This window comes from Pantoea sp. 18059 (genome assembly GCF_902706165.1).
GTDB lineage: Bacteria > Pseudomonadota > Gammaproteobacteria > Enterobacterales > Enterobacteriaceae > Pantoea > Pantoea agglomerans.
The window spans coordinates 1,143,432-1,157,823 of record NZ_CACSJS010000001.1 but is presented as its reverse complement, the minus strand read 5'-3'; the positions used below and the strand labels follow the sequence as shown (position 1 = coordinate 1,157,823).

The following is a 14,392-nucleotide window of genomic DNA, read 5'->3' as shown; positions in this document are numbered from 1 at the left end:
ATTCGTGTGACTAGCCAAACAGCGCATGCAGATGCAGGCTGGCGTCGTCGTAATCACTGCGCTCAAAGATGCCCTGTTGCAGGAAGGCTTCCATCTGCGGATAGAGCGTGATCGCTTTATCAAGCATCGGATCACTGCCCGCGGCATAAGCACCGACGCTGACCAGATCGCGGTTACGCTGGAAGCTGGAGAGCAACTGCTTAAACTGGCGCACTCGCGCATAGTGGTTCTCATCGATCAGCGAGGTCATCGCACGGCTGATCGAGGCTTCTATATCAATGGCCGGATAGTGACCCGCTTCGCCCAGCCGACGCGACAGCACAATGTGGCCGTCGAGAATGGCGCGCGCGGAGTCGGCGATCGGGTCCTGCTGATCGTCGCCTTCGGTCAGGACGGTATAGAAGGCGGTGATCGAGCCGCCGCCGTCGATGCCGTTACCGGCACGCTCAACCAAGGCAGGCAGTTTGGCGAATACGGAAGGCGGATAGCCTTTGGTGGCCGGCGGCTCACCAATCGCCAGCGCGATCTCACGCTGCGCCATAGCGTAGCGGGTCAGGGAATCCATAATCAGCAACACATGCTGGCCGCGGTCGCGAAAGTCTTCTGCGATACGCGTGGCGTAAGCGGCACCCTGCATACGCAGCAGCGGCGAAACATCGGCCGGGGCGGCGATCACCACCGAACGGGCGCGGCCTTCAGCGCCGAGAATGTTCTCGATAAAATCTTTGACTTCGCGGCCACGTTCGCCAATCAGACCGACTACGATGACGTCCGCTTTGGTGTAACGCGCCATCATGCCAAGCAGCACGCTTTTACCCACGCCCGAACCGGCGAACAGGCCCATACGCTGTCCGCGACCGACCGTCAGCAGGGCGTTGATCGCTCGCACGCCGGTATCCAGCACGTCGGTGATCGGCGTACGCTGCAGCGGGTTAAACGGCGGGGTGTTCAGCGGCGCGCGATAGCCGGTATCCGGAGACGGCAGGCCGTCCAGCGGTCGCCCGCTGCCATCGAGTACGCGGCCCAGCAGTTCCGGCCCCAGCATCATCTGTTTGCCTGCCTGCGGGTTCTCTCCGTTCTGGCGCGCATAGACCCGCGCACCCGGTAAAATGCCGTCCACTTCTTCCAGTGGCATCATCAGCAACTTCTGACCGTTGAATCCCACCACTTCGCTTTCGATTTCACTGATGGTTTTGCCATCGTTGCGTTCGATTACGCAGGTCGCACCCAGCGGCAACTGTAAGCCGGTTGCTTCCAGCACCAGGCCGGTGGCGCGGGTCAGGCGGCCATAACGGCGCACCGGCTGCACCTGGGCGATGCGTTTCTCAAAGGCATCGAGCGAGCCGAGCCAGCGATTCAGACGAGTGGTCATTACAATTCTCCCGGTGCGGCAAGACGGCAGAGTTCCTGCCAGCGTGTCGCGACGCTGGCATCCAGGTCACCATCTTCTGCGCTGAGTTTACAGCCGCCAGGATGCAGGGTGCTGTCAGCGATCAGCCGCCAGCCGTGCAGATCCAGCGTCGGACCCAGGGTCTGCTCAATGCGTTGTAAGTCATCCGGGTGAACGCGCAGTTGCGGTTTGCCGCTGAACATCGGTTCCTGCTGCAGTAAACCCTGAATCTGGCGCAGCAGGGCGGTGCCATCCACCGTGGTCGCCTGACCAATCACCGAACGTGCCGCTTCCAGCGCCAGCTGCATCAGACGCGCCGCAATCACGCTGTCCAGCGACTCCAGCGTGTTCTGGAACTCGGTTACCAGCTGCTGCATACGCGCCTGAAGTGGCGCCTGCTGCTGCTGGGCATCGGCCAGACCCTGCTGAAAACCGGCGTCGTAACCGGCTTTCTGGCCTTCGGTCACACCCTGCTGATAGCCTTCGTTGTAACCCTGACCCTGTGCCTCTTTACGCATCTGCTGCTGCAGGCGTTCGAGCTGCTGTTGCTGCTCATCAACGCCATCTTCAGTTTCGTAAATTTCTGGCTGCAGCTCCGGCTCAGCAGGCTCATCGAAACGGCCTAAATCCGTGGGCTGCCACAGCTGCCAGGGGCGCGCAGAAAATGCATCAGACATAAGTTTCCTCGCCACCACCAATCACCATCTCGCCTGACTCGGCAAGGCGGCGTACCACCAGCAGGATCGCTTTCTGTTCGTTTTCCACTGCGGACATACGCACCGGACCACGGTTGGCCAGATCGTCGCGCAGGATATCCGCCGCACGGGCTGACATGTTTTTGAGGAACTTCTCGCGCAGTGGCTGTTCGGCACCTTTCAGTGCAACCAGCAACTGCTCGGACTCCACTTCCTGCAACAGACGCTGGATGCTGCGGTCGTCCACTGCCACCAGGTTTTCGAACAGGAACATCTCGTCGATAATTTTCTGCGCCAGTTCGCCATCGAAGTCGCGTACGGCTTCGATAACCGCCTCTTCCTGCTGCGTTTTCATCAGGTTAATGATCTCGGCTGCGGTTCTCACGCCGCCCATCTTCGCACGCTTGAGGTTGGTGCCATCCAGCAGGCCGTTCAGCACTTCGGTCAGTTCGGCCAGCGCGGCTGGCTGGACACCACCGAACGTGGCGATACGCAGCATCACGTCGTGACGCAGACGTTCGTCGAACAGCGCCACAATATCGGCGGCCTGGGCACGCTTGAGGTGGACCAGGATGGTGGCGATGATCTGTGGATGCTCGTCGCGAATAAGGTCGGCAGCAGCCTGCGGCTCCATAAAGTTGAGCGTTTCCATGCCGCTGGTGGTGTCGCGCGTTTCGAGAATGTCCTCCAGCAGGCTGGAGGCGCGCTCTTCGCCCAGTGCCCGGGTCAGCACCGAACGCAGGTATTCGTTGGAGTTCAGGCTCAGCGCCGCGAACTGCTCAGCATCCGCTTCGAACTCACGCAACACTTCAGTCAGCTGTTTATGCGACACCTGACGCATGTTGGCCATCGCGCCGCTCAGGTGCTGGACCTCACGCTGGTTCAGGTGTTTGAAAACTTCCGCGGCGCGCTCTTCGCCAATGGTCATCATCAGGATGGCGCTTTTTTCGGTTCCGGTCAGACTCATAGCTCTTTACTCATCCATTCGCGAATTACCAGCGCTACAACGCGCGGATCGTTTTCTGACATGTCGCGGATGCGTTGACTCATCACTTCTGCGCTCATGCGGTTGTTAGACTTACGTTCCTGATCCAGCTCATCTTTGCTGAGCTGCACATTAAAGGCTTCTTCTTCCGGTTGCTCAGTCGCACGAGCGGCAACGGCTTCCGCGGCGGCTTTCTCTGCGGCCTGCTTGCGAACCAGGTGCGGACGAACCAGTTTGCGGTAGAGGATGAAAGCGACCAGGGCAATCAACAGCCACTTACCGGCGTTCATCAGCTGATCAAAGAACGACTGCTGTTGCCAGAAGGGCAGATCGGTGGTCACTGGTTCAGTGGTGTTGAACTGCGAGTTCACCACGTTGATGCTGTCGCCACGGTTCTGGGAGTAGCCCATCGCTTCGCGGGTCAGATCTTCAATCTGCTTCAGCTGCTGTTCGTTCAGCGCAACCGCTTTACCTTTATCATCTGCACGGAAGTTCACCACGACCGCCACCGACAGGCGCTGTACGTCGCCAACGTTGACCTTGGTATGACGAATGGTGCGATCCAGCTCGTAGTTCACCGTGTCGTCACGACGCGAGTTGGTCGGTCCGGCACTGGCCGCTGCGGTGCTGGTGGTCTGGTTAGCGTTATTCGCCGCGTTGTTCTGACCGTTAGCATTCTGACCATTGGCGTTCTGGCCATTGGCGGCATTGTTGTTCGGCGTCGTCACTGGCGCAGTGTTAGCTGGCGCAGGCTGGTTAGAGAGCGCGCCCGGCACGCCGCCCGGATAAGGGCTGCCTGACTGGTCGCTGGTGCTGGTCTGACGCGAACGAATCGCTAAGTTCGACGGGTTAGCGTTAGGCTGATATTTCTCGTCGGTCTGCTCGGCGGTGTCGAAGTTAATCTGCGCGGTAACCTGCGCATGCACATTGCCCTGACCGAGAATCGGATTCAGGATCGCTTCGATACGTTGCTGGTAGCGTGCTTCAACTTCAGAGGCATACTTGAGCTGTGCATCATTCAGGTCGCGACCGGCGGAATCAGAGCGGGTCAGCAGGCGACCGGTCTGATCGACCACGGTGACGTTGCCCGGCGGTAAACCGGCGACGCTGCTTGAGACCATGTGGGCGATGGCCTGAATCTGGCCTTCATCCAGCGCACGGCCAGGCTGCAGGGTTAAGGTGACAGAAGCGGATGGCGCTTTCTGCTCACGCACAAATAAGGTTGGTTTTGGCATCGCCAGATGAACACGGGCGCTTTTAACCGGGCCGAGTGATTCGATGGTACGAGCCAGTTCGCCTTCCAGCGCGCGCTGGTAGTTAACCTGCTCGCTGAACTGGCTGATACCGAACTTCTCTTTATCCAGCAGCTCAAAACCCACCGAGCCGCCTTTCGGCAGACCCTGCTGAGCCAGACGCAGACGCAGCTCATGCACGTTCGCTTCCGGCACCATCAGCGCGCCGCCATTTTCGGCGAAGCGATAAGGGATGTTCATCTGCGTCAGCTGCGTGACGATGGCACCGCCATCTTCATCTGTAAGGTTGTTATAAAGGACGCTATAGCTGGGCTGCTTCGCCCAGAGCACCATCGCGATCACTATCGCCACAACGGCGGCGGCAGCGACAATTAAAGGAATACGCGGATTTGCGCGCAGGCGAGCGAGCAGGTCACCGAAGCCTTTCTTTTCTTGTTCTGTTGTGGCGGCTGTACTCGCATTCATGACCGATTCCTGCCTGACGTAATTGACCGGGTAAGTTGAGATGGCAAAACAGACTCCCTGACCTGCGTAGATAAAATTTCCACTTCAATGCCAGGCATTATTAGGTGATAAGCAAAATTCGATGCCTGGATAAGGTAGGGTTTTTGATGTCATTTAGCGGCTTTGTCTCATTGACAACGTGCTAACTTTTGCTCACATCAAAAATGTCATCCTCTTTAATAAGGTATCGTTCATGTCCATTCAGGCAATTGATGGCGTACTGCAGCAGCTTCAGGCGACCTCACTGCAGGCCAGCAACCGCAGTAGTGAAGCCCCTAATCAGATCGATTTTGGTGCGACTATGAAAGCGGCGCTGGATAAGATCAGCGAGACGCAGACCACCGCCCGCACCCAGGCGCAGGATTTTGAGATGGGGAAACCCGGTATCGCGCTTAATGATGTAATGGTCGATCTGCAGAAATCGTCAATCTCAATGCAGATGGGTATTCAGGTCAGGAACAAGCTGGTGTCGGCGTATAGTGAAATTATGAATATGCAGGTTTAGGCGGGTAACTGTCTGAAGCTGTTAAGGTTTATCACACTGCCACTTTAGTGGAGCACGTATGTAGCACAAGATCGCTCATTTTCGTGTTGATGAGTGATAGCTGGTCAGTATTGTTCTCTGACATCCAGGCGCCATAAACCCGGTACACCATCTGCGCATCGGAGTGACCCATTTGCGATGCAACGTAGTTCGGGTTTGCGCCTGCTGAAAGAGCCCAGCACGCGAACGTATGACGGGACTGATATGCTTTCCGGTGACGCAGGCCTGCACGCCTCAGTGCGCCGGTCCATATCTGTCCCAGTGACTCTGTTGAGTAATATGCTCCCGACCTGCCGTTGACTGCGTTAACGCAGGGATTGAACACGAATGTCTTCTGTTCCTCAATGCGCTCGCCATACTCCCTGGTATGAAAGGTGAATGAGGTCTGAGGATACATTCGGGTCAGCTCCCTTTGATCACGCAGAATATCAACGGCTGCGCCTATCAGACAGATGACGCGGTTTCCCGCTTCCGTCTTCGGCGGCGTGAATAGAACCCTGTGGCGTGAGGTTTCGGCTGACTGTCAGCTTCTTCGCTTCAAGGTCAATGTCCTCCCATGCCAGAGCGCATATCTCTCCGTGACGTAATCCCGTTAGGATGGCAAGTGACCACATGTTTGCCGTCTGGTGTGTTGAGCATGCTGCGATGAGGCGAGGGTACTCTTCCCGCGTGATCGGGTCTGGCCGTTTACTGGATTTCTTGAGCGGTTTTATTCCCGTCATGGGATTTGCCTCTATATACCCGTTGCCATGAGCAAAGGCGAAGATAGCTTTCAGGTCTGCCATGCTGGAGTTTACCGTGGCCGCCGTCCTCCCTTTCTTTTCTATATTCATCTTCCTGCCCGTGAAGTAGCTGCCACTGAGAAGCTCGATGCGCAGGTTGAGTAGGTCCTTCTGCATGATCGACCGGATGTCCTTTCCGTTGCCGATGATATCCAGCGTCACCCTGGCGCGACGTTCTGTCGTGACATAAGAGCTATTGGCCCAGTCAGGCTTTTTGAGCTTCAGCCACAAATCAGCAATCTCCCTGATAGCTACCGACTTTGACGATCCAGCCTGGTTCTTAAATAGTGGTGAGTCTGGGAACTCACTCCTGTAATCAAACGTCCCTGTCTTAATGCGGTAGACGGCGATTATGAGGTGTGGGCTAAAGAAGTGGCAGGCATTACCCGCGCCTGGACATACCGTCACTGGAGCGGGCGGGGAACAGTCGGTATCATGGTGGCGAACAGCGACCTGATTAATCCGATCCCGGATGCCGCCACGGTGGCCGCCGTCAAAGCCTATATTGAACCACTGGCCCCGGTAGCCGGTGCAGACATTTATGTTTTCGCACCTACGCAGCACACGGTTAACTTCCAGATTCGACTCAACCCGGACACCGCAACTGTGCGCTATGCCGTTGAGACTGAGCTCCGCTCAATGATGCTGCGCGATGGCGGTCCTGAGAACGTGCTGAAGCCGTCACGCATCAGTGAGGCCATCAGCATCGCAACCGGCGAGTACAGCCACACGCTGGTCAGTCCTGCAGCTGATATCACCATCGGTAAAGGCGAGGTGGGTGTGGTGGGGACTATCTCATGGAATTAACGGCGCAGTATCGCCGGATGCTGGGCGCACTGCTGCCACGCGGCCCTGCGTGGGACAGTGAAGACCTGCTGCTAACCGGGCTGGCACCGTCACTGGCAGAGGTACATGGTCGCGGTGATGCACTGATGCTGGAAACGGACCCGCACTCAGTGACGGAGTTGATTGATCGCTATGAGAACATCAGTGGACTGCCTGACAGCTGCGCACCTGCAGGTGTTCGGACGCTTCAGCAGCGGCGGCAGCGGCTGGATGCAAAGCTTAATCTGGCTGGCGGTATTAATGAGGCATTCTACCTGGCCCAGCTTGAGGCGTTGGGTTACACCGGCGTCACCATTACTCGCTACAACAAAAGCCAGTTTACCTGCCTGTCTGTTTGTACTGACTCACTTTACAGCGATGAGTGGCGGTACTATTGGCAGGTAAACATGCCTGCTTCCACGCAGATAACCCCAATGACGGCCATCAGTAACTGCACGGACAGTCTTAGAACGTGGGGAGACACTATCGCTGAATGCATACTTAACAACCAGCCACTGTCACATACCTACGTTATTTTCAGATACCCGGAGTAAAAATGCATCGTATTGACACATCTACCGCGCAGGTGGATAAATTTGGCGCGGGTAAAAATGGCTTTACCGGCGGTAATCCTCAGGCCGGTGAACTGCCTACTGCGCTGAATGCAGATTTTTTTGATTCAGTTCAGGAATAAATAGCTGCGGTTATTGAGGCGGGGGCCTGACGCTTACCAAATCTAACAGGGCGCAGCTGCTCGCCGCCATGAACACGGTGGTCGGACCCGGACGGCTGATCAATGTACAGATTTTTAAAACCAGTGCCATTTATAAAAAAACGCCAGGTACGATAAATGTTATTTCCGAGGTTCAGGCCGCAGGTGGTTCGGGAGGCAACACTGGGTATTCAGGGTCATCAACCGTTTCCCTGGCTACCGGCGGTAGTGCAGGTGGTTATGCAAAATCAAAACTATCAGTAGATCAGATTGACGGACAACTTATTACAGTAGGTACGAGGGCAAATCGAATAGTGGATTACCCGCATCGGGTAGCGTAGGAGGCGACTCCTCAATAGGCAGCCTTATTTTATGTAAGGGTGGCAGCGGCGGTTACGGCCAAGAGCAGTCAATACCGCCGTTCACCTGTACGGGTGTTCTGGGTGGTAACGCAACGGGCGGGAACATTGTTAACACCCCCGGAGGGAGTTCTGAACACGGCGTATCTCTTAGTACCGGATCAAACTTTGTTGGTAAAGGCGGAGATTCGTTTTTCGGTAAAGGTGGTTTCAGTCTGGCAAATAACAACTCAGTCGGAAACGATGCCAATGGATTAGGTTCTGGTGGAGGCGGCGCAGTTGGCGGACCTAACAATGCATTAACCGGCTACAAAGGTGGCGCGGGTGCTGATGGCATTGTCATTATCTGGGAGTATGCATAATGTCAGTTTCATCTTACGCATTGATTAAAGACGGCGTTGTAGTAAATGCAGTCCTGTGGAACGGAGAAGGTGACCTTTTCCCTGAGTATGAAACTTACGAGATAAAAGAGGAGGATCAGGTCGGCCCAAGCTTTACTGCAGAGAAGGACAAAAAAGGTAGCTGGGTATTTACTGCTCCGGTAGTTGAAATCACCCCGGAAGAGCAGGCACAGAAAAACCTCAATATTGCGCAGTCGGAATACAATCACGCGTCAGCCCACATCACCGCTCTCAACCAGCGAATTGAAGATGAGGACTATAGCGGCGAGTTAACGGAAGCGGCGGTGGCAAAGTCAAAAGCTGAATTGACTGCTTACCGCAAAGCTCTGAGAGCCTATATTGCTGAAGCATCTGGTCGAGATGTTCTTCCAAAAGGGCCTGTTAATAAGCTAATAATGTGAAAGTCTTCTGAGAAAGTAAAAATGAGACTTTAAAACAGGGAGGGTAGACGGAGATAAGGGCGGACATGCCGCCCGGAATTTTAGTTGATATAATTTATTTTAATTCGTGGAGAAAATGAGTTATTTTCGTTTGTTGGGCTATATTCCCACAAAGCTAGGGGGGATGAATTGTCATCTTCAAAAAAATTAAATTTTAATGTGATTTTTCTATTCTCTACCTTTAAACCCTGCGGTAGGTTAAACTCATAAAAAGAGTTATCCTGCTGTTTGTGTGTGTTAACAAAAGTTTCTTGGCATTTCTCTACGCTGCAAACCTTAAGATTTACCGTGCCTTTAGCTTTGTTATTATAATTTCCAAAATAGATGAGCATACTGCTAATGTTCCCATTAGGCACTGAAAGGGCATAAGGAGGCTGTGAGTTCCCCAAAATATTTATGGGTCTTGAGTTTTTCAATTCGTCAGGAGAATTGATTGTTTCAAATGTAAATTTAGGGTGAATATAATGATTGCTGATTGCTGAATGAACTGTGTAAGTTGATGCAACTAAAATTGATGACAATACTAGTAATTTTTCCAGATTCATCCTTTCATAAGTGTGAAAGCAATAACCAAATATAAGTGCAGGTATGATAAAATACCTTCCTTGGACACCAACTATCTTCTCGGTAGGGAATGAGTTCCATTGAGCAAGTAAGGCGGGAAAAATCAATAATAATGAAAGTGCTGATAAGATGAAAATAAAATACGATGTTGCTTTGTCATTCGACTTTCTAAATGACATTACGGAGATTACTAATGCAGTCAAAATTATAACAAAAAATAAAGAAAAAGAAGTTTTAGAAATTGGCGCATCAAGCCAACCTAGCACACCTATCATAGATGTTAAATATAATATTAATGTATTGACGTCAGTTATAGTATTGAAGAATATTTTAAAGAAGATTAAAGGATTTTTCAGGTAAAAAATGACTAACTCAGTATTGCTATAACCAGGATGTCGACCCATGCCAGCGTCGTGTACATTCAAAAGATTATATGTGGTCCATGAGAGGGTGGTAACTAAACATAGTGCCAGAAATAAAAGATTTGAAAGTTTCCTGTTTTTATAAAAAAGCCACAAAGGCATTAATGACATTAATAACAAGTTTGCGCGACTACCAGTTGCTGAAAATATACAAATCGACATTAAGAGAGCAAGCCCGTTGTAATTTTTTATCTCTTTGTCAAAAAGAAGCCTCATAAAGCATGACATGGCTAGAACAGTAAATGCCATACTAAGGCCATCAATAGTTGGTGACATCAACTGAAAGACAGACATTGGGATTGTTAAAAAAACAAGGGTTAATAATGGTATGGGGTAAATATAATAGGCAAGAATTAGTAGTATTAAACATGCTGCAAAAGTTACTACATTAGTAAATAAATATGATGAGTAAAGGTTGAGATCTAAGGCTTTGCTAATGTAAAAGCCGAGAGCCTGTGGCAGGTAAACGCTGGGAGTATAAAAACTAACGTTGGGCATCCCTTTAGCTAAATAAGCATGGCTCCACTTAAGATTTTTCATTTCTTCTAATGAATCATTGAGATCTCCAAGGTGTGTTGCACTCAATGTTGAATTGAAGAGATTAGCCATTTTATCTAATGATATATCAACTTTTGCGCCGGATGAACCATCTGGAGATATTGGCTTAAGTATAAAATATCCTTGGAGAATACCGTCTGCCCGGCTCAGATGGAACCCTTCATCAGGTGAGCTAAAAGGGGGCTTCACAGTTAAAACCCATGAAAAAAGTAACATAGATGCCAGGAAAATTATGACCCCAGTTCTTACTCGCACGCTATTTTTCCTTAAAAATAAATATTTTAGATAATGTAAAGTTAAAAACCAATCCGGCAATGCTACCTATTGCGGTGGCGAATATAATATTCTCTGTAGTATGCGGTCTTGAAGATATTATTAAGCTGTAACATATCAAGTTAGCTGACCCACCTATACACATACTTACTGCATATTTGGAGAACTCAGTGATGAGCCCATCACTTCTATTAGCTTTTTTGAATGTGATATTGCGATTAAGTAACCAAGTGGTAATTACTGCGAATGAGAAAGAAATAATTCGGGCACCATATGCGCCAGCATATGATTTCAATAGCAGTACAAAAAAAGTATCGACTAAAAAGCCTGATACCCCTACAGCACCAAATTTTATTATTTCAGTTATGACCTTGCTCATATTTTAGCTTAATGAGTTAGTAATGAGTAAATATGAAAGTCTCCGGCTCTCATGACGAGCAACGTTAATGTTATCTAAAATAAGACCGCAGGATAATGTCATTAGCCCGGCAAGCATGAGCATTGCAGATAGAACGGCTGTTGGTAATCTGGGTACTAATCCGGTAAGAAAATAGTCGGAGAAAATCGGTATAGCAAGAATAATTGATGTTGTTGAAAGTAATACGGTCAAAATGCTAAAGAAATACAAAGGTTTTTCTCGCATGAAAAGCTTTATAATAGTTTTTAAAATTCTTAACCCGTCTTTATAAGTTGAAAGTTTACTTACTGAACCCTCTGGCCTTTCTCCATATAAAGTTGAAACTTCACCATAGGGCATTCTTAATTCAAGGGCATGAACAGTAAGTTCAGTCTCAGTTTCAAAGCCTTGAGATAATGCTGGAAAAGATTTTGCATATCTTCGAGTAAATGCTCTATACCCTGAAAGCATATCTGTAAACTTACCGCCGAAAATAGATGTAACACTGCTTGTTAGCATCTTATTACCAAACTCATGGCCTAACCGGTATGCTTTAACTTTTTTATCAGACACAACTTTTCGACAACCAACTACCATGTCAAGGTTATCATCAATTAACTTATCGACTAATTTATGGACTGAGGATGCATCGTATGTGGCATCACCATCGACCATTACATAGACATCTGCGTTAACGTCAGCGAACATTCTTCTTACAACGTTGCCTTTACCTTTTTCATACACAGAGATTAGCGTTGCACCGGCTTTTAAGGCTTCTTCTTTGGTTTTATCAGTAGAGCAGTTATCAAAAACATAAGGCTCAATCTCAGGCATGTGTTTTTTAAAGTCAGTAACTACTTGAAAAATAGTTGTTTCTTCATTATGGCATGGTACTACCAAAGCTATTTTTAACCCACGATAATGCATTTCATGCTTTCCTTAATGTGATTTTGAAGAAATTTTACTAAAAAATATTAATTTTGTCGTGCAACCCTACTAATTTTTTTTAATAAAAATTGGGTTAATGTATTGTTTACTTTGAAATATTCTCGACAGAGGAGTGCATGGCGCTTATTTCTTCGAGGATAGGTTTGCAAGATTTGAGATTAGAATCTTTTCGTTGCCCCTACCTGTGTAAAACTCTTATTCCTCAAATGCTTACAAATCTGAGAACTTGTCTGCTTGATCAAACATACCGATCGATATTACTGTTTATCCATACAGTATTTGTCAGGGAAGGATTTGTTATGGCGAGAGAGAGTGACATACATGCGACCTTCGTTGGAGCGATAACGAAGGACAGCAAGGGGCGGCAGATTGTCACAACAGCGGCATTCCAGAAGCGGCTGGATGACGTGAATCACGTGTGGACGCTGCAGGAGTGCAACCGGTGGATAAGGTACTACTAGAACTTCTTCTTCGAACTGGTCACAGAGGGAAGTGAGAATAAAACCTGGTCGTTACGCAACATGGGATATGTGAGGTAGATATGGGATTTCCATCACCTGCGTTGGACTAAATAGAGCGGCGCATCGACCTCAACGACGTGCTGATGCCTCACCGGAACAACATGTTGCTAATCGAGACACCTGACGGGTTCTCGCTGGCTGACAAATCACTTAAGCCAGCGCCGGGAGACAAAATCGCATTCCAGGTAGGCGAGTTCCCGCAACTGGGCAGATTGTTCAATACAGGGATTATCACCTCAGACGGAGAGACGATCGACGGAGAGGGAATGGAAGGCATCATTGTGCTGGGGAAAGTGACGGCGGAGGTTGTGTCTGTGTACGAGCCACTCCGGCCTACAATTTAGCCGTAGCACACATGTAGCACAAAAAAATACCGCAAATCACCTCAAAACCACCACGACGGCAGTTTGTGACTTGCGGTATGTCTCTGTAAAACCACGCTTCAACGCACAGCAACCTGATATGCTAAATATTCAAAGTGAAATTATGAATATGCAGGTTTAGTGAGCTGATTCCGCTGAACAAGGCACGCCTGCGTGGAGGCGATGAGGGAGTGGGATGCCCGCATCAAGGCCGATCCCTTTGCTGAGTCTATGACCCTATACTGGCGATAATGCAGGTGTCATTGACTATACTGCTCTTTATTACGAGCCGTGCAGCAGGGAACTCACTCTTCGGTGCAGGCGACCCGACACCTCATCACCCATCAGCAGGACGCCAGCTCAATGCTAAAAAAACTTATCCTTATCGCATCGTTAATCAGCTTATCGGTTCCAGCCTTTGCTGCCACGCAGTGCGGGCCGTTCTATCTTAAACCTGACAAGAGCGGCTGGTTCTCGGTGAATGGGGAACGCGCAAAAACGCAGAAAGTCACCTTTGCGAAAGAGAAGGGCGATTACGATAACGCGACCGTCAAACTGCTGGTGAAAAACAGCAAAGCGCCGGGGATGGTGGATATGGAACTGACGAACCGTCAGGGCAAAGGGCTGTTAAGAGCTGAAATCGTCCGCACCAGCCAGAGTCAGATCCGCATACGAGGCGCCTATGATTGCGAACCGGCTAAATAGGCTGAGCTTCGACTGCCCACTTCTGAACATGGCATAGCACGGAAGCGGGCCTGATAAAAGCCTTTGATTAGAAGAGTGCGAAAGGTTGTCAGGCAAGCGCTTGTGCTCTGGCTGGCCTGACAACGTATGCCAACTCCTGATCATCCATTCTGCATCACGCACATGGCGACGATGCCTCTAACTCGATGTTTTGCACCGCGCGATCATCCCTGAAACTGCTGTGCTGATATCTGATGCTTTTGGATCATAGTAAAATGTCGCACTAGTCTGATGATGGCTGAACTTTGCAATTTCAACCCAGGCCACGGTTTCATCATCCTGTTCAAGGTTATATCGCTTCGTGCCATCCGGCAGGGGGTCATCCTGCTCCAGATAGAGTTTTTGATCCTGTGCCGCTACGTTAAGGCAGGATTCAACCTGAAAAGGAGGACCGTCGAAATAAGCGGTTTTTGTTGTCGGGTGTAATCCAACCCGTCCCATATCTACGCATCCGCCCAACAGACTTATGCTCAGGGCAATAATGATCTTCTTCATTAACTAAACCATCATAGTTATTTTGTTGACCAATAATATCCGGATATTGATCGTATCGCTCATTTTAATCAAAAATCTGCGCTTAATATTGCTGGCGTTACGGACTATATGTAACATTCTGCGCAACGCATTATGATGTAAGCAACGGACAGGAACTCAGTAGCCCGCATCAGGTGACTCATGCTGTCTGCTGGTGTTAACCGTTGTCAGGTAAATAT

Annotated in this window: 15 protein-coding genes and 1 pseudogene; 6 read left to right on the top strand and 10 right to left on the bottom strand. The window is 50.1% G+C overall.

Annotated features, from left to right (window positions below; genetic code table 11):
- Positions 1-10: 10 nt before the first annotated feature.
- From fliI to fliF, 4 genes are read right to left on the bottom strand one after another with little or no spacing between them, the layout of a single operon-like run.
- The gene (gene fliI / locus GVJ63_RS05465) at positions 11-1,372 is read right to left on the bottom strand and encodes a flagellar protein export ATPase FliI (protein ID WP_010247655.1); all 1,362 of its coding nucleotides are present in this window, start codon (positions 1,370-1,372) and stop codon (positions 11-13) included.
- Complete coding sequence (gene fliH / locus GVJ63_RS05460) at positions 1,372-2,067, bottom strand: flagellar assembly protein FliH (RefSeq protein ID WP_064691427.1); 696 nt, start codon at positions 2,065-2,067, stop codon at positions 1,372-1,374. Before fliH ends, fliI begins: the two co-directional genes overlap by 1 nt.
- Complete coding sequence (gene fliG / locus GVJ63_RS05455) at positions 2,060-3,052, bottom strand: flagellar motor switch protein FliG (protein ID WP_010670853.1); 993 nt, start codon at positions 3,050-3,052, stop codon at positions 2,060-2,062. The genes fliH and fliG overlap by 8 nt, the downstream gene beginning before the upstream one ends.
- Positions 3,049-4,788, bottom strand: coding sequence for a flagellar basal-body MS-ring/collar protein FliF (fliF, locus tag GVJ63_RS05450; protein WP_159226516.1), 1,740 nt, complete (start codon positions 4,786-4,788; stop codon positions 3,049-3,051). Before fliF ends, fliG begins: the two co-directional genes overlap by 4 nt.
- 232 nt (positions 4,789-5,020) lie before the next feature.
- Between fliF and fliE the strand changes: the two genes are divergently transcribed.
- Positions 5,021-5,332, top strand: coding sequence for a flagellar hook-basal body complex protein FliE (gene fliE, locus GVJ63_RS05445; RefSeq protein WP_003854485.1), 312 nt, complete (start codon positions 5,021-5,023; stop codon positions 5,330-5,332).
- 31 nt (positions 5,333-5,363) lie between these two features.
- Here fliE and GVJ63_RS22525 read toward each other — a convergent pair whose 3' ends face one another.
- Together GVJ63_RS22525 and GVJ63_RS05435 are read right to left on the bottom strand one after the other, a co-directional pair.
- Positions 5,364-5,768, bottom strand: a complete 405-nt coding sequence (locus tag GVJ63_RS22525) for a tyrosine-type recombinase/integrase (protein ID WP_159226515.1) — start codon at positions 5,766-5,768, stop codon at positions 5,364-5,366.
- A gap of 31 nt (positions 5,769-5,799) precedes the next feature.
- Positions 5,800-6,384: a tyrosine-type recombinase/integrase gene (locus GVJ63_RS05435; protein WP_159226514.1), complete on the bottom strand. Its 585-nt coding sequence runs from the start codon at positions 6,382-6,384 to the stop codon at positions 5,800-5,802.
- 111 nt (positions 6,385-6,495) lie between these two features.
- Here GVJ63_RS05435 and GVJ63_RS05430 point away from each other — a divergent pair.
- The 4 genes and pseudogenes from GVJ63_RS05430 to GVJ63_RS05415 all read left to right on the top strand — a co-directional run.
- Positions 6,496-6,960 (top strand): annotated as a pseudogene (locus GVJ63_RS05430) (baseplate J/gp47 family protein); the annotation flags it as partial.
- Positions 6,951-7,532 (top strand): YmfQ family protein, encoded by a 582-nt coding sequence (locus GVJ63_RS05425; RefSeq protein ID WP_159226513.1) that lies wholly within the window; start codon positions 6,951-6,953, stop codon positions 7,530-7,532. The pseudogene GVJ63_RS05430 and the gene GVJ63_RS05425, both read left to right, overlap by 10 nt.
- 2 nt (positions 7,533-7,534) lie before the next feature.
- Positions 7,535-7,672, top strand: a complete 138-nt coding sequence (locus GVJ63_RS05420; protein WP_010670848.1) for a hypothetical protein — start codon at positions 7,535-7,537, stop codon at positions 7,670-7,672.
- A gap of 738 nt (positions 7,673-8,410) precedes the next feature.
- Entirely contained in the window at positions 8,411-8,851 is a 441-nt protein-coding gene (locus GVJ63_RS05415; protein ID WP_159226512.1) for a hypothetical protein, read from the top strand.
- Between the two features lie 80 nt (positions 8,852-8,931).
- Here the strand turns inward: GVJ63_RS05415 and GVJ63_RS05410 are convergent, their stop codons facing one another.
- From GVJ63_RS05410 to GVJ63_RS05400, 3 genes are read right to left on the bottom strand one after another with little or no spacing between them, the layout of a single operon-like run.
- On the bottom strand, positions 8,932-10,689 hold the full coding sequence (locus GVJ63_RS05410; protein WP_159226511.1) for a DUF2142 domain-containing protein: 1,758 nt from the start codon (positions 10,687-10,689) through the stop codon (positions 8,932-8,934).
- Between the two features lies 1 nt (position 10,690).
- Positions 10,691-11,086, bottom strand: a complete 396-nt coding sequence (locus GVJ63_RS05405; protein ID WP_010670845.1) for a GtrA family protein — start codon at positions 11,084-11,086, stop codon at positions 10,691-10,693.
- Between the two features lie 3 nt (positions 11,087-11,089).
- The gene (locus tag GVJ63_RS05400; protein ID WP_129062968.1) at positions 11,090-12,031 is read right to left on the bottom strand and encodes a glycosyltransferase; all 942 of its coding nucleotides are present in this window, start codon (positions 12,029-12,031) and stop codon (positions 11,090-11,092) included.
- A gap of 1,267 nt (positions 12,032-13,298) precedes the next feature.
- On the opposite strand from GVJ63_RS05400, the gene GVJ63_RS05395 reads away from it, so the two are divergent.
- Positions 13,299-13,640, top strand: coding sequence for a hypothetical protein (locus tag GVJ63_RS05395; protein WP_159226510.1), 342 nt, complete (start codon positions 13,299-13,301; stop codon positions 13,638-13,640).
- 177 nt (positions 13,641-13,817) lie between these two features.
- Here GVJ63_RS05395 and GVJ63_RS05390 read toward each other — a convergent pair whose 3' ends face one another.
- Positions 13,818-14,174, bottom strand: coding sequence for a hypothetical protein (locus GVJ63_RS05390; RefSeq protein ID WP_159226509.1), 357 nt, complete (start codon positions 14,172-14,174; stop codon positions 13,818-13,820).
- Positions 14,175-14,392 lie beyond the last annotated feature (218 nt).